This window comes from Candidatus Methylomirabilis sp., assembly GCF_028716865.1.
In the GTDB taxonomy this organism is placed as follows: Bacteria; Methylomirabilota; Methylomirabilia; order Methylomirabilales; family Methylomirabilaceae; genus Methylomirabilis.
This window is the reverse complement of sequence record NZ_JAQUOY010000016.1, coordinates 25065-40251: the sequence shown is the minus strand read 5'-3', so window position 1 is coordinate 40251 and position 15187 is coordinate 25065. Positions and strand designations below refer to the sequence as shown.

The following is a 15187-nucleotide window of genomic DNA, read 5'->3' as shown; positions in this document are numbered from 1 at the left end:
GCATGGTGATGTGAGCAGGAGACGTGCGTGGCACAGTATGAGCTGAACATTCGAGACTACTGGCGGATCCTGAGGCGCCGCAAGGGGATCATCCTGGCGGCCACTCTCCTCTTTACCGGTTTTTCCTACACCATCGCGCTCGTGCAGTCCCCGCCCCCCCTCTATGAGGCGTCGAGCGCCATCAAGGTGGAACGGAGCACCAGCATCACCGGTCTCCTGATGGAGGCAATTACCTTCTCGCCGGGAGAAAGCGTCGCCACGTACGCGGCCTATACCCGATCCTGGCCGGTCCTGGAGATCGCCGCTCGCCGACTGGGCCTGATCCCGCCGGACGTCAGCAGCGAGGCCGCCAGAAGCTCGCCGCAGTACCTCCAGGTCATTACCGCACTGCAGAAACAAATTCAGGCCGAGCCGGAAAAGGATACGAATATTATCAAGATCACCGCTACGGCAGGCGACCCGCAAACGGCCGCCAAGATCGCCAACAACGTGGCGGAAGCCTACCGGGAAGAGAACATCCTCGCCCGAAACCGCCAGGTGCGCGAGGCCGGGCAATTCATCGAGTCGCAGCTCGCAGAGATGGATCAGCGCCTGAGGCTCTCCGAAGAACAATTGAAGGCGTTCAAAGAACGGCAGGGCGGCGTACCGCTGAATGAAGCGGCCTCTGCCGCGCTGACGAACCTTACGGCGCAGGAAGCGGAGCAGGCGAAGACGCAGAGGCTCCTCGATGGTGTGGCACGAGAGATCCGTCGACTCAAAGAGACCCCTGACGCCGCCGCAAAGGCCGGAGGGCCGGCCCTGTTTGATCCGCCCGATCCAAACATCTCCAAGATCAGCGCCGCGATCATCGAGAAACAGCTTGAGCGCTCTCACTTGCTCCTCACCCTGACACCGCTGCACCCGCAGATCAAGCAATTGGACGCCAAGCTTGCCGGGTTGCGGGCCGATTACCTCCGGGAACTCGAGGCAAAGCGCGCGGCGCTGGAAGAGCGGCTCCACGCCAGTCAGGTTGCCGCTCGTGCGGCCGGAGTCAACCTCCAGGGGATGCCGGCAAGCGTCCTCGAAGAAGCGCGGCTGCAGCGGGAGGTCAAGATTAACGAGGATCTGCGCTCCCTCCTGAAAAAGCGGGACGAGGAAGCCCAGATCAGAGAAAAAGAACAGATTCAGGAAGTCACCATTGTGCGCCCCGCCGTGGAGCCGACCAAACCCAAAGTCGTTACCCAGACCGCGACCAAGACCCTGGTAGGATTCGTGATCGGCCTCGTCCTGGGAGTGGTCCTCTCCCTCATTGCAGAGTCGCTAGACACTTCTATCGGCGCCATCGAGGATGTTGAAGCGTTCTTGCAGGTGCCGGTTATCGGCCTCATCCCGGACCTTGAGAAAGATATCGAGCGTACGGAGGAGCAGTCCTCTATCGACGGAACGATCCCGGCCGAGCAGATTCCGCCTGAAAGCCGGCCATTCCTGGTGTCCCTGATCTACCCGACATCTCCGGTCGCCGAGAGTTTCCGGGCGCTCCGAACCAATATTGAGTTCTTCGCCCTTCAGCGGCCCCTGAAGGTCATCGCCGTCACCAGCGCATCGCTCACGGAGGGAAAAACCACTACCGCCATCAATCTTGCCCTGAATATCGCACAACTGGGCAAGCGGGTCCTGCTTGTCGAAGCCGATCTCCGAAAGCCGTTTATCCATCGCGTGTTCGGCATCCCCAGGGCGCCAGGCCTTTCAGAGGTGATCGCGGAGAACGTTCCCTGGACAAAAGCGATCCGGACGGCGACCGATCTCATGCTGGGGAAGCTCGGGTTCGAGTCGATCACATCAGCCCCGCACATCGACAAAATGGATATTCTCACCAGCGGTCAGCTGCCAATGAACCCGGCGGAACTCCTGAACTCCCCGCGGATGACGGAGCTCCTGACGGCTCTCAAGGAGCAGTACGAGTACGTCATCATGGACAGCAGTCCGGTCTTGCCGATTACCGATGCGGTCATCCTGAGCGCCAAATGTGACGCCACCATCATCGTCTATCGGGTTGGACGGATCCCACGGTCCGCGCTCCGGAGAACCAAGATCCTCCTGGAGAACGTGAAGGCCAACGTGCTTGGCGTTGTCCTTACCGGACTGCGCGCAGAGTTGAGCCGTGACTACGAAGAACTCAAATACGCCCGGTACACCTACAGGTATGGGGAAGGCAAGTCCGGCAAGTCCTCGTCGAAACTCGGCTTCCTGGCGCGGATATGGCCGGGTACCGGCGGGGGTCCGACGCGTCGCGCATGAAAGGGACCGTGAGTGGCTCATGGTAGGCGATCGGAACAGCGATCTTCGGACGTGGTCTCTTGTCGGGGCTATGCTCGCCCTTGTCGCAGCCGCCGCATACGTCATCTCAGTATTCCAGCCTACCACGGCACTGATAATCGGACTGTCCGCCCTTGTCATCCTGGCTGCGATGATCAACGTCGATGTAGCCCTGTACATCCTAATCTTCTCCATGCTCCTTGGGCCGCAGGTTGTGGTTTCAGAGGCCGCCGGCACCAGTTTGGCCAGCCGTGGGCTTACGCTTCGCCTTGATGACCTGCTGCTGGTGGTCATTGGGCTGCTCTGGTTGGCCCGGATTGCGATCTACTCGGATGTGGGAGTATTCACCAAGACACCGCTGAATCGGCAAATCGCGTGGTACACCTTCGCCTGCATCCTCAGTACCGGGGTGGGGATGGTCTTCGGCCGGGTTGAGGTCTTGACCGGCTCGCTCTTTACGTTGAAATATATCGAGTACTTCCTGATCTACTTCCTGACAGCCAATAGCCTGAAGAACCGGACCCAAGTCAGGAACTATACGGTCGCCCTCCTGGTCGTCGCCTTGATAGTGAGCGTGATCGGGATCGCCCAGATTCCCGCCGGGGGCCGCGCCTCGGCGCCCTTCGAAGACACCGGTGAAGGTATCAGGGCCGCCAATGCCGAGCCGAACTCTTTCGGTGGGTACCTGGTCCTCATGCTGGCTCTGGCTCTCAGTGTGTTGTTGACTCAGGAATCGAGGAGGGTGAAGCTTACGCTTACCTTCCTCGCTGCCCTCCTCCTGTCCACCCTTGGTCTTACCCTCTCCCGTGCGTCCTACCTGGCCCTGGTGCCGCTCTATTTGTCGCTCCTCTTTTTCAGCAAGCGGCGCACCGGCCTGCTGATCGGGGCTCTGCTCACTGCGGGCGCTTTCGTCATCTTCGCTCCTCCCAATATCTTGGAACGAATCGAATATACTTATACCGCACCCCGAGAGGCGGAACAGGTGATCATCGGCCAACTCCACCTTGACTCATCCACCACGATCCGGTTAAGGAACTGGCAGACCGCCTTCACAGAAGGATTACCACAACATCCGTTACTTGGTTCGGGAGTTACCGGGTGGGGTCTCGTGGATGCCCAGTACCCCAGAACCCTGGTTGAGCTTGGGGTCTTCGGATTCACAATCTTTCTCTGGCTCATATTGTCCACCTTTCGATCCGCAAAAGACCACTACCGTCAGGTGAAGGACCCGCTCTTGAAGGGGGTGACACTTGGCTTCTTGGTTGGGCACATCGCGATCCTTACCCATGCCATCGGGGCCAATAGCTTCATCATCGTCCGCATCATGGAACCGTACTGGTTTTTAGCGGCCATAGCGATGATGGCGCCGCAACTCGAGGAGCAGCCGTCATCGGCGCAGGCACCGCCTGCGTTCGCAGGTATCCGCCGATGATCAACCTTCGCCGACTCATGGGGCTTCCGCGCCTGCCGTTGAGGATCTACATGTTGATCCTCGCGCTCTTCCTGGTCTTTGCATACATAGTCGCCGGGCCGATACATGAGTTCTTTACGAAGCTCCGCTCCTCCCTGGGATTGTTCTATGAGCCGAGAGATTTTGAGCGGGAAGAGTTGTTGAAGAACATCGAACGAGAAAGGCCATAATTGACTGGAGCGGCAGACAAAGGCAGTTTTACTAGTAAGGGGGTATTTTTATTCTGTCACGAACCTCCTTTGAACTCGCGTTCGGACAGGCCACTGATCGTCACCCAGTTTGGCCGCTTCCTCTTTCGCAATTTCCCTCTGAGGACATCCCTCATTCTTTCTGCAGGCGCCGCCTCCAATCTCCTGGAAGGCCTTGGCCTAGCCTTGTTGGCCCCCATGTTTACCCTGGCTGGAGTGGCATCTGTCTCACAGGCTGGCACGCCTTCAAGGATAGGAAAGCTTCTGCAGCAAGTCACTCGATTTTTCGGTGTCGAGTTGACGCTCGGGGTGGTCTTAGTTGCCCTGTTGAGCATCTTCCTGCTCCAGAGCGTGATCACGATTCTCAATGAGCGTTTGATCAACAGTACACGGTTCCAGTTCGCCAGCATGCTCCGAACCATGCTGTTCGATGCCGTCCTCGCGGCACGGTGGGAATTCATCGCCAAACAGAAAACCGGCGTGATGACAAACGCCCTTACACAGGACCCCATCAGGGCTGCCGCTGCATTTCTGTTTCTGGCCGCGTTGGTGCGTGCATGCATTGCGATCCTCATCTATGTCGGCTTAGCCCTTGCGTTCTCGTGGCAGATGACGCTCATTGCGGTAGCCATTGCGGGAATCGGGGTATGGCTGTTGCGGTCTCGCGTCGCCAAAGGACAAGAGTACGGAGAGGGAACAATCCAGGCCAATGCATGGGTCCAGGAAACTGTTGCGGAAATGCTGGCCTGCGCGAAACTGGTGAAGGGATTCGGAGCCATCGGCGCAGCTTCCGATCGGTTCCGGAGAGCTGTGCGTGAACTGACGGATATTCAAGTCAAGGATTCCAGGAATCGTACGATGGTCGGGGCCCTGTATCAGCCACTGACCGCCATTTTTCTCTTGTCAGGTCTGTACCTGGCTCTGTCTGTCTTCAAAATGGCAGTGCCGGACGTCATGGTCTTGCTGGTTGTCCTTTTTCGGTTAACTCCCAGGGTCTCCGACCTCCAGATGGGCCTACACGAACTGAACTCGTTACTGCCCAGCTTGGCCAATATCGATCGCGTTTCGCAACTCGCGAAGGGCTTTCGTGAACGAGAAGGCGGTCAACCCTTTCTTGGATTGCAGCAGGCTATCCAAATGCAGGCGGTGTGGTTTGCGTATGAGAACAAGGAGCCGGTTCTGCGAGGGGTGAACCTTGAGATTCGCAAGGGCGAAATGGTCGCCATTGTCGGCGCATCCGGAGGCGGAAAGACAACAATTATTGACCTGCTGATGGGATTTCTTCGCCCTACTCAAGGCGAAGTACTGATCGACGGAGTGTCTCTCGACGGGCTCAGTCTGAATGACTGGCATGGTCGGATCGGCTACGTTCCGCAGGACGTGCATCTCTTGAACGATACGGTGCGGGCGAACCTACTGTGGGGAAGGCCGACAGCCACCGGCGTAGAGATCGAGGCTGTGGCCAAGCTGGTCCATGCTCATGAATTCATCCAGGATCTTCCACAGGGCTATGACGCGGTTATCGGAAGTCGTGGCGTGTTACTCTCGGGAGGCCAACGTCAGCGGTTGGCCCTGGCGAGGGCGCTGGTCAGGAAGCCCGAGTTCCTGATTCTGGACGAAGCGATGAGCGCGCTGGATGCGGAATCAGAATTTCTTATCCAGCAGACACTCGATGCACTGGTCCGGCACATGAGCATCGTGGTCGTCGCCCACCGTCTCGCAACGATCCAGAGAGCGGACCGGATCTATGTCTTGGAGCACGGCCGCATTGTTGAGTCAGGCTCCTGGCAAGCCCTGACGATGGCGCAGGGCCGCTTCAACGAATTGCGGAGGCTGCAGGCCTTGGTCTAGGAGATCCAGCGATCAGCCGCTTCGCGACAGGATGTGCATGCCCATGTTGGATTCAGGAGAGCGCTATGTAGATGAGGGCCCCAAAAACTGGGAACTCTTCTACCAGCACACAGGGCGGTACCTGTTTGCCAGGGAGCAGGTGAGGGGAAAAGTAGTGCTCGATGCGGCCTGCGGGACGGGGTATGGAGCCGCGATCCTTGCCGGGGCGGCGCACTTGGTCGTCGGTCTTGATCACAGCCAGGAGGCGCTCTCCTATTGCCGCCACCATCACCAACGGTCACACGTGCACTTTCTACAAGGGGATTGTTGCCATGTCGGGCTGCGTGACGGTGCCGTTGATGTGGTCGTCTCGTTTGAAACCCTTGAACACCTCGAGGACATGCGATCATTTTTGCACGAGATCAGACGGGTCTTGAAGCCCGGCGGGATCCTGTTGATTTCGACTCCCAACCGCCCCCTCTACGCGGTGTACAACAAGGGGAGACGCAATGTGTATCACCGCTTGGAATTGGACGAGGGGGAATTTACCCGCCTGCTCTCTGAGTTTTTTGCGATTGAAGCTGTCTGGGGACAGCGGCACTTTTCCAAGAAGGATCTCCCGCTAGTTCGGGAATTCGCCGAACAAGAGGTGCCTGTGGGACCCGACGGGCTCTTTCGAAGAGCCGTTCGCGTGGCACTCCGTACGTGCCTTCCGGAAGGCATCCGTTCGAGGAATTGGCCGGTTGCTCAGGTCTGGGCTCACAAATGTAACATCGGTGAAGTGGCACCATCTCATGGAGTGTACATGATTGCCAAGGCGAGGAAGCCCTGTTGAGGACAAGCCTTCCGCATGCAACCACTCATCGTCAACATCCATGCCCATAATCCGCCCTACGCCTTTGCCTCCGATCACGACCGTCCCGATGTGGCGTGGGAGAAGCCTGATGGAACGTGGTTAGGTTTGTGGGCACGCGAATGGCCTGATCTGCTCGGAGAGGCCATCCTCAGAGCCGACTCGGGCTTTCGGTGGGAGGTGTGGCAGCCAGATTACCGAGCCGATCGGGTGTACTCTGCGACTTTGGAAAGTGGCGTGACGCATCGGCTGTTTCCTGCGACCGAGCGGACGTACTACCCAGGGCTTCGGGCTGAAGTCGGCATCTATTCAGAACCTATTCTTTCCAGCCTGGCCGCAATCGGCAGTGAACCCACGATCCTACACCTGCATGGGTTCCGGGTCCCGTTCTACAGCGAGATCCTTGCGGAGTGCGGCAGGCAGAAGCGGTTTCCAATTTTCATCGTCGGGCATGGGATGTCCACCGTACCCACCAGCGAAATGGCGGGCCTGCACAGGCCGCTGACCTACGCCTGTCTGCTGGTCGAGCACTGGAAGCTCTCGCGCCTGTTGAGCCACGTCGACGTGATCTCGGCTCAGTCCGAATACGCGCGCAGCGAGCTGCGAAAGATCTTTCGGGGCCGGACGGAGTTGCTGACGATGGGGTGTGATTTCGACTTTTGGGTGCCCGTTCCAACGGCTGAACAGAAAAGGGTCGTGCGAAGCGCCCTCGGAATCCCTCAAACGAGGACGGTGTTCCTGGCAACGGGCAACTTCGTTCCGCTGAAGCAATTCGACAAGCTGCTCGACGTGTTCGGTCGCCTGGGAGAACGCGAGGACTTTGTGGTGCTCATCGCCGGTCACGGGGATCAGGCCAACACCGACCGGCTCGAGGCCTTGAGCCGGTCCCTTATCGGAGGGGGAAAGGCGGTCCTGCACCCGTACGTGACCGGGGAGCAGTTGCGGAATCTGTACTGGGCGGCTGATGTGTACGTGTCAGTGTCCACGCGCGAGGGCGCTTCGGTGTCCGTGATGAAGGCCATGGCCTGTGGATTGCCAGTTCTGACTACCCCCGTCGGCGAGACGTCGGAGCGGATGAAGCGGCACGGGGTCGGGAGGTTCGTCCCCGTCTTCAATTATGATGAATGGCAGGTCGCAATCAAGGATATCCTCGAGAAGAAGATGCCAAAACCACTGGACCGTGAGGTCGCGCGCGAGGCCTATCACTGGCCTCGGGTGGCCAAACGGTTCATCATCATCTACGAGGATCTCTTGAGAGGATCCTCCAAGGCTCACACTGGCAGTCATGTCTGATCCGAAGGTGTCCATCGTCATCCTGCACCTGGACAACCGGGAGGCGCTGGAGGGATGTCTTCGGTCCTGCCGAGCCATCCGCTATCACAACCATGAGGTGATCGTCGTCCAGAATGGCTCGCGGGTTCCTCTCGATCCCGGTGACGTGGGCTGTCTGGTCGGAAGGAGAGCCAGTGTCGTAAAGAGCCCCTTCAACGCCGGCTATGCCGGCGGCAACAACCTCGGCATCAGGGTAGCCCTGGCTCAGGGGGCAGAATACGTGCTATTGATGAACGACGACACCGAGGTCGACCCGGGATTCCTCGATGCTCTGGTCCAAGCGGTGGAGCGCCTTCCTCGCATCGGCGCAGTGGGGCCGAAGATCTATTATTTCGATCAACCGACGCGGCTGTGGTTCGCCGGCGGCGGTTTTGATCCGCGAACCTGCCAAGTGGTTGCGCCGCGCGCTGACGAACTCGATGACGGGGCAGAGACGGCCCTGACCCCTACCGATTGGCTAACCGGCTGTTGCCTGTTGATGACGCGGCAGGCCTTGGAAAGGGCGGGCCTTCTTGATGAGCGCTTCTTTCTGTACTGGGAGGATGTCGACTGGTGCCTTCGCCTTCGGGCCTCCGGCCTGCAGAGCGTGGTTGAGCCCTCGGCGCGGATCTGGCACAAGATTTCCCTGAGCGCGGGGGGGACCGATTCGCCCCTGAAAGCCTACCATAAGACACGCAGCCACCTGCTGCTCGCTCACCTGCACGCACCCCGCTCCTTCCCGACTCTGCTGGAGGGCTTGCTACGCGACATCGCCTGGCTTCTCGTGAAGTCCTCGGATCGGGAGCGATTCAGGAAGGTCCGTGCCTATGTGGCCGCAGTGAAGGACTATGCCCGGGGACGAACGGGCCGGGGGCCGGAATGGCTTTGGCAAGATGGATGATAGAGCTCAGGCGGACATATGAACGGTATTGGGCGGCTCGCCGGGCCGATGCCGGGGGAGCAGCAGAGGGCAGCGGCTCCCCAAACGAGATTTTCGAGTCCGTCGGATCGGTGTTGGGCGAGGGGAAGAGGCTCCTCGACGTCGGCTGCGGGGTCGGCACACTGCTGGACCTTGTTGGAGCTAAGTTTCAAGCGGTGCACGGGTGCGACCTTTCGGAAACGGCCCTTCGGGAAGCCAGGCAGCGGGGAGTCTTGAGCGTCTGCGCCGATCTCAATCGCGGCCTGCTTCCCTATCAAGATCGTTCGTTTGAGTGCGTGACCTGCCTCGAAGTGATTGAACATGTCTTTGATCCTTTGTCATTGCTGCGTGAGCTTCGCCGCGTCCTGAAGGACGACGGTCAGTTGGTCCTGACGACGCCGAATATCCGGTATTTCCGGAACGTGCTGACGCTCGTTTGGCACGGGAGGTTCCCTCACACCACCATGGATACGTTCGTCTGGGGGGGAGGGCATTTGCATTACTTTACCCGAACAGACCTGAAGCTTCTGTTAGCGGAAGCCGGCTTCACGGACTGCTGCTTCGTTGCCAACCCTGAGCAGTTTCATCGGTCGTGGAAGCGCTGGCTACTCGCGAAGTTGACCGGCTTGGATTGGTTTACGGAATGGATTTGCGGAGGTATTACCGTATCTGCACGTAAGAAATAACCATGAATAAAACCAAGCATAAGCTTCCAACACTGCAAGAGATTCAGGAGGCGCATGTCTCGAGATGGTGGTACGAGCAATATCTCCCGCTGAATACCTATATCTTTCGACCGATCGGTTTCAGGTTGACCTGGATAGCGGTGCGTATGGGATTGAGTTCAGAAGCGGTATCATGGATGTCGGCGGTGGTAGGACTTGCTGGCTGTGTCCTGCTACTCAGCGGATCACGCTTAACCGTGCCAGTAGGGTTAGCTTTGCTCGTTGTCTTTAATCTCCTGGATTGTGTGGATGGCGATATTGCTCGGTGTATGAGGACCCAAAATCCGTATGGGCGGTTTCTGGATTCGGTCTGCGGGGGTGTAATCGACCTTGGGTTCTGGGCCGTGGTCGGCGTCATGGCGTTTCGCCACCCTGAGCTGCTTCTGTGGACGGAACCGTTTGGATATGGGCCAATGTTCTGGCTCGCACTTGGGGGAATCACATGCTTTCTGTGCGAAATCCTCAGTTTTTTGGAACATCGATTTGATGAGTTGTTGAGACCATACCGGGAAAGCAGATCGGAAGACCAGGCGGGGGCGGAGCAACATCACGAGGAGATATCCGAAAGTGATCCAGCGATGCTACAGGGTCGGCAATCGGCGTGGCCTCTCCGTCTTATCGTGGCGACCAATCTTCGAGTGCGGGAAACGCATTATTTTCTTCTCGTCATCGCCTACTTGACTAGCGCGGTCGATGTTCTGCTCAGCTTATATCTTACCTACTATTTGACGCACAGCCTGCTTCTCTTAGGCGTTTATTGCATACGGGGTCGGCAAGTGCGGCAATCGTACTTAGCGCACAAATGAACGCGTCGGTTAGGGGTGGGATGACGAGCGATCACCCAGGCACGATCTGGATCTCGACCCGGGAGGCGGAGAGACTCGACCGGATCAGACGGTGCAGCAACTCGGTCGGCATTTGCTGACTATCTGTTTGAGAGCTGTAAGCAGCAGGATTCTACAATGGGCGCCTATTCGTTCTCCTATGCCATGTTTCGGATTGTCCAGAATGTGGGGCTCATCTTCCGAAACGAGCCGTCGCGGAGCCGGCTTCCCATGCTTCTGACGTATTGCCGGCTCGTCTTCAAGTACCGGTTGGGGATCGCTCTTCTCAAACTGCCGATCAGGCAGGAAATCATCTTCGGCTTTACCGTCAAGTTCTTCGACTACTCGGTATTCCTCTTCCTATTCGAGGAGATCTTTATCTGCAAGCAATACGATTTCAAAGCGACCAGCTACAGGCCAGTGATCCTCGACTGCGGCAGCAATATCGGCATGTCGCTCCTCTATTTCAAGAGGGTGTACCCAGACTGCGTGCTTGTCGCGTTCGAGGCCGACAGGAAGACGTTCGAGCTTCTCAAGGAGAATGTCCAGGGCAACAAGTTGCGCGATGTGATCCTGGTGAATCGGGCGGTGTTGGATCGGACCGGACCAGTTGAGTTTTATTCAGATCCGGGCCTACCGGGGTCGTTGGCAATGAGCGCTAATCCGGAAAGGGGGTTGAAAGCCAGGACAATGATCGAAGCCATCACCTTATCGGAGTACCTCCACTCCGAAATCGACTTCCTCAAGATGGACATCGAGGGGGCTGAAGGGCGCGTCCTCAGAGAGCTGGCGGACCGTAACAAACTGAAGCTCGTGAAGGAGATGGTCTTTGAGTATCATCACCACGAACGACCCGCTGAGGATGCCTTGTCCGGTGTCCTAGCGATCCTGGAGCAGAACGGCTTCGGCTACGAAATTTGCGATATGATCCCCCCGCCTTTCCAGAGGGGGCGGTTTCGAGGCATGTTGATTTACGCCTACCAGAAATGAGCGTGGTCAGGTGGTCGTAGGGGCGTGATCATGGGAACGTGCCTGGGGTCCAAATGAGGATCTGCCTGGTCTCGGTTGTCACATATGGACACGGCATCAAGGGCGGAATGGAGATCCATGGGCGAATTCTCACGCGAGAGCTTGCAGCCCGCGGACACGACGTGACCGTCATCTCTTCACGGCATCCGTCAGGACAGGAGAGCGAGCGCCTGGAGGGGGTCGAAATCCACTACCTCCAGGACACGGCCTTTGCTTCGCAGAAAAGGACGTGGGCATCCGCGTGCGACCGGCGTTTTCGAGAATTGCATCAAAAACATCCCTTCGACATCCTGTGCTGCCAGCACATGGTCGTACCGACCACGCTGATAGACTTCGCGCGACAACGCGACGTCCCGGTCGTCGTCATTACCGAGGGGCTTGCCGGCTGGGTCCTGCTGTCGGAGATTCGCCAGGCGATAAGTCATCGTAAAGGGTATGGTCAGTTGGGGCGGCGGCTCGGGGCGTTTCTGTATTACTACCTCGGCTGGGAATTGCCAGTAGCCAGACGATGCGACGCGCTCATTGCGGTCAGCAACGAGGTCGCGCGCTCTATCCCAAGGTGGTGCGGAGTCAGCCCCCGCAAGGTCTACACCGTGTATAATGGAGTGGATATCCAGGCGTTCGCCCCCGATTCAGAAACGCGTGAGGCCGTTCGCCGCCAATACCAGGTTGCTCCGGAAGATCGCCTAATTGTGTTTCTCAGTCATGTGACCAGGCAAAAGGGACTACACGTTTTAATCCACTGCCTGCCAGATGTGCTGGTCAGACAGGGACGGGTCAAACTGCTAGTGGCCGGAGAGGGTGATTATGTGGAGGGTGCCAAGCGTCTAGCGGACTCCTTGGGGTTGGGGAGTCATGTGATCTTCGCCGGGCACGTTCCCCATGAACGGTCGGCAAGCTACCTGAACGCCGCTGATCTCTTCGTCTTGCCCACCCTGCGGCAGGAAGGGATGCCCTTCGCGTTGCTCGAGGCCATGGCGTGCCAAAAGCCGGTAGTTGCTTCTCGGATCGGGGGCATTCCTTCCGTCGTGGAAGATGGCGTCAACGGACTTCTCATGGTCCCCGGGAATCATGTTGCTCTGAAGCACGCCATTCTGCGCCTGCTTGACGATCAGGGCCTGGCCGACCGGCTCTCCCATCAGGCCCGCGAAACGGTCACCCGAGGTTACTCGATCGACACCATGGTCGAGGGGACGCTGAAGGTGTTCGAAGAGGCGATTGAGGGGAAGCGGGTGGTCGGTCTACGATCATGATGATTCTGAACTCGGGCCGGTCATCCTTCTGGCTATTAACCGTGGAGACTGTCAAATGAGCTTTTTGGCAAAAGCCGCTGCTGGCATCAGGTATGTCCTCGCCGTTCTGCTCAGCGGAGATGAGAAGTCCCGGTACGTTCTTGCTGAGGCGCTGGCTCGGCAGGTCTATCCGCGGTACAAGTTCAGTGAGTTTGGCAGGCTGATTGAATACGACGAAGACTTTATAAAATTTTATGAGACCTACTGCGGAACGGATAACTATCACTCCCTTGATCGTAAGTACACACTCAATCAGCTCATGAAAGTGTGTGCTTTACTTGAAGGCGATACGGCGGAATGTGGTGTGTACCAGGGCGCTTCTTCGTACTTGATTTGTCGTCACATTGCCGGGCTGGGCAAATCCCACCATCTCTTTGATTCTTTCAGCGGCCTTTCCAAGCCCGGACCTAAAGACGGCAATCACTGGACGCAGGGTGACATGGCCTGCGACGAGGCCGTAGTTCGTGAGAATTTGAAAGAGTACGACTTCGTCGTCTATCACAGGGGATGGATACCGGATAAATTTCATGAGGCGTCAAGTAAGCGTTTTTGCTTCGTTCATATTGACGTTGACCTCTATCAGCCAACGTATGACTCGCTAGCCTTTTTCTATGAGAGGACTAGCCCAGGAGGAATTATTTTGTGTGATGACTACGGGTTCATTACGTGTCCGGGCGCGAAATCGGCAATGGATTCGTTTTTCTTGAATGAGCCTGAACACATTGTATGCCTTCCCACCGGACAAGGCTTTGTGATCAAGAAGTAGCAGAGGAGATTGATGGCCGAAGTTACGGCGTAGACAATCGAATGAGCCAACCTTCTTGCCCCCACGTTTCCATATTTATTCCCACCTATAACGATGAGAAAGATCTTTCTGCGTGTATTGAGTCTCTAAGGTACGTGAGGTACGCGAAGCAGAAATTGGAGCTCGTTGTCTGGGACAACGGCTCATCGGATAACACGGTCCCGATGGTTGAAGCACGGTTCCAGGCCATGGTTGGAGAAGATTGGGCGTCCCTGCGGCTCATCCAGAACAGAAAAAACGACGGGTGCTATATTCCCTATAACCTGGTCGTCTCGTCCTTGGCTCCTCAGGCTGAGTACATCCTCGGACTGGATGCCGATGTCGAGCTTGAACCGGACGCCCTCCTCCGCCTCGTCGAGGTTACGCGCAACGAGCGAGTTGCCGTTGTGGGGGCCCGATCCGTGGTCTACAGCAATCCGGTCCAGACGGCCCATGGCGCCGGGTTTGTCAGCCGGTGGACAGCCAGGTACTCCGATCGGGATGCCCGCAAACTGGTCGAGTGCGATTACGTCATCGGATGCTGCTGGTTGCTGGATAAGCGAGTCTTCCAGCAGTTCGGCGGATTTTCCCCTGATTTCTTCATCAATCATTGGGAGGTGGACTATTGCCTGCGGGCGAAAACCCGTGGGTGGCGAATCCTCTATGAGCCAAATGCTGTCGCGAAACACAAGATCCAGTATCCAGCGACTTGCAGCCCCGAGCGCATATACTATATGTTCCGGAACAAGCTGCTCATGATCAGACACAACGACTATTTCAAGAGTCCATCGTTGGCGATGGCTCTGTGCGTTCTTCTTTCCTCCGGACGAATTCTCAGTTCAGCAATCCAGACCGGGAATGTGAAGGATGCCTTCAATGCCTGGCATGGGCTGTACGATGGACTACGGAATGTCACCGGAGCGATTTCGCAAGGACCATAGGTGGGCGACTCAGTGTTACGGAGAGTCTATCGGTACCTGGTGCAATCTCAGCACGAAGGATTAAGGACTTACGAGGCCGTGGTCCATCTGCTCCACCGCATTTCTGATGCGAACAGCCTCTTGGACGTTGGGTGCGGGGACGGCGTCAAGACGATGCATTATGCAAGGGAACTAGGAGTTGATGCGACTAAGGTTTATGGCATTGAGCAACAATCCCAATACGTCGAACTTGCCAGCCAGCAGGTCAGGGTCATCCAGATCGATCTGGAGAGGGAATTATTCCCCATGGGTGACGAGGAAATAGACGTCATTATTTGTAACCAGGTGCTGGAGCATCTCAAGAACATCTTTACCCCAATGAAGGAAATGGCCAGGGTTGTTAAAACAGGCGGATATTTGCTGATTGGCCTTCCGAATTTGGCAGCCATTCAGAATCGCGCCCTCCTGCTATTGGGGCGCCAGCCGCTGTGTAATGTCATAGTCGGTCCGCATATACGTTGCTTTACGACGAGTGGCTTTATTGATTTCTTGAAATCGAATCCAAACTTCGAGCTCGTTGAGGTCACAGGTGCTACGCTCTATCCCTTCCCATATCCGATCGTGAAATATGGGGCATCCAGTTTTCCAGGGTTGTCATCTTACGCCTTTTTCTTACTGAAGAAAGTGCGACACGCGCCCTCTCAATACGGCTGGGAGATTTCAGGAATGGATACTCTTTTCTGATA

Annotated in this window: 14 protein-coding genes; all 14 read left to right on the top strand. The window is 57.2% G+C overall.

From position 1 onward, the window contains the following. Positions 1-27 precede the first annotated feature (27 nt). The gene (locus PHV01_RS07830) at positions 28-2277 is read left to right on the top strand and encodes a polysaccharide biosynthesis tyrosine autokinase (protein ID WP_337290600.1); all 2250 of its coding nucleotides are present in this window, start codon (positions 28-30) and stop codon (positions 2275-2277) included. A 19-nt stretch (positions 2278-2296) separates the two neighbouring features. Then, complete coding sequence (locus PHV01_RS07825; RefSeq protein WP_337290599.1) at positions 2297-3727, top strand: O-antigen ligase family protein; 1431 nt, start codon at positions 2297-2299, stop codon at positions 3725-3727. Further along, the gene (locus tag PHV01_RS07820; RefSeq protein ID WP_337290598.1) at positions 3724-3936 is read left to right on the top strand and encodes a hypothetical protein; all 213 of its coding nucleotides are present in this window, start codon (positions 3724-3726) and stop codon (positions 3934-3936) included. Before PHV01_RS07825 ends, PHV01_RS07820 begins: the two co-directional genes overlap by 4 nt. Positions 3937-4005: 69 nt before the next feature. Further along, entirely contained in the window at positions 4006-5805 is a 1800-nt protein-coding gene (locus PHV01_RS07815) for an ABC transporter ATP-binding protein (RefSeq protein WP_337290597.1), read from the top strand. Between the two features lie 37 nt (positions 5806-5842). Further along, positions 5843-6619: a class I SAM-dependent methyltransferase gene (locus PHV01_RS07810; protein WP_337290596.1), complete on the top strand. Its 777-nt coding sequence runs from the start codon at positions 5843-5845 to the stop codon at positions 6617-6619. Between the two features lie 15 nt (positions 6620-6634). Next, positions 6635-7930, top strand: a complete 1296-nt coding sequence (locus tag PHV01_RS07805) for a glycosyltransferase (RefSeq protein WP_337290595.1) — start codon at positions 6635-6637, stop codon at positions 7928-7930. After that, a complete protein-coding gene (locus PHV01_RS07800; protein WP_337290594.1) occupies positions 7923-8849 on the top strand; it encodes a glycosyltransferase family 2 protein in 927 nt (308 codons plus the stop codon). Before PHV01_RS07805 ends, PHV01_RS07800 begins: the two co-directional genes overlap by 8 nt. Further along, positions 8846-9553: a class I SAM-dependent methyltransferase gene (locus tag PHV01_RS07795; protein WP_337290593.1), complete on the top strand. Its 708-nt coding sequence runs from the start codon at positions 8846-8848 to the stop codon at positions 9551-9553. Before PHV01_RS07800 ends, PHV01_RS07795 begins: the two co-directional genes overlap by 4 nt. 2 nt (positions 9554-9555) lie before the next feature. Next, the gene (locus tag PHV01_RS07790; protein WP_337290592.1) at positions 9556-10398 is read left to right on the top strand and encodes a CDP-alcohol phosphatidyltransferase family protein; all 843 of its coding nucleotides are present in this window, start codon (positions 9556-9558) and stop codon (positions 10396-10398) included. 156 nt (positions 10399-10554) lie between these two features. Next, positions 10555-11406 carry an FkbM family methyltransferase gene (locus PHV01_RS07785; RefSeq protein ID WP_337290591.1) on the top strand — a complete coding sequence of 284 codons (852 nt, stop codon included), beginning with the start codon at positions 10555-10557 and terminating at the stop codon, positions 11404-11406. Between the two features lie 53 nt (positions 11407-11459). Further along, complete coding sequence (locus tag PHV01_RS07780) at positions 11460-12698, top strand: glycosyltransferase family 4 protein (RefSeq protein WP_337290590.1); 1239 nt, start codon at positions 11460-11462, stop codon at positions 12696-12698. Positions 12699-12753: 55 nt separating this feature from the next. Then, complete coding sequence (locus PHV01_RS07775; protein ID WP_337290589.1) at positions 12754-13503, top strand: TylF/MycF/NovP-related O-methyltransferase; 750 nt, start codon at positions 12754-12756, stop codon at positions 13501-13503. Further along, positions 13464-14462, top strand: coding sequence for a glycosyltransferase family 2 protein (locus PHV01_RS07770; RefSeq protein ID WP_337290588.1), 999 nt, complete (start codon positions 13464-13466; stop codon positions 14460-14462). The genes PHV01_RS07775 and PHV01_RS07770 overlap by 40 nt, the downstream gene beginning before the upstream one ends. Beyond that, complete coding sequence (locus tag PHV01_RS07765; RefSeq protein WP_337290587.1) at positions 14463-15185, top strand: methyltransferase domain-containing protein; 723 nt, start codon at positions 14463-14465, stop codon at positions 15183-15185. The last annotated feature ends 2 nt before the right edge of the window (positions 15186-15187 follow it).

Coding starts and splice junctions, on each gene's coding strand:
- PHV01_RS07770 (WP_337290588.1), top strand. CDS start 13,464: ATGCCTTCCCACCGGACAAGGCTTTGTGATCAAGAAGTAGCAGAGGAG.
- PHV01_RS07780 (WP_337290590.1), top strand. CDS start 11,460: ATGAGGATCTGCCTGGTCTCGGTTGTCACATATGGACACGGCATCAAG.
- PHV01_RS07825 (WP_337290599.1), top strand. CDS start 2,297: ATGGTAGGCGATCGGAACAGCGATCTTCGGACGTGGTCTCTTGTCGGG.
- PHV01_RS07820 (WP_337290598.1), top strand. CDS start 3,724: ATGATCAACCTTCGCCGACTCATGGGGCTTCCGCGCCTGCCGTTGAGG.
- PHV01_RS07800 (WP_337290594.1), top strand. CDS start 7,923: ATGTCTGATCCGAAGGTGTCCATCGTCATCCTGCACCTGGACAACCGG.
- PHV01_RS07795 (WP_337290593.1), top strand. CDS start 8,846: ATGATAGAGCTCAGGCGGACATATGAACGGTATTGGGCGGCTCGCCGG.
- PHV01_RS07790 (WP_337290592.1), top strand. CDS start 9,556: ATGAATAAAACCAAGCATAAGCTTCCAACACTGCAAGAGATTCAGGAG.
- PHV01_RS07785 (WP_337290591.1), top strand. CDS start 10,555: ATGGGCGCCTATTCGTTCTCCTATGCCATGTTTCGGATTGTCCAGAAT.
- PHV01_RS07810 (WP_337290596.1), top strand. CDS start 5,843: ATGCCCATGTTGGATTCAGGAGAGCGCTATGTAGATGAGGGCCCCAAA.
- PHV01_RS07775 (WP_337290589.1), top strand. CDS start 12,754: ATGAGCTTTTTGGCAAAAGCCGCTGCTGGCATCAGGTATGTCCTCGCC.
- PHV01_RS07805 (WP_337290595.1), top strand. CDS start 6,635: ATGCAACCACTCATCGTCAACATCCATGCCCATAATCCGCCCTACGCC.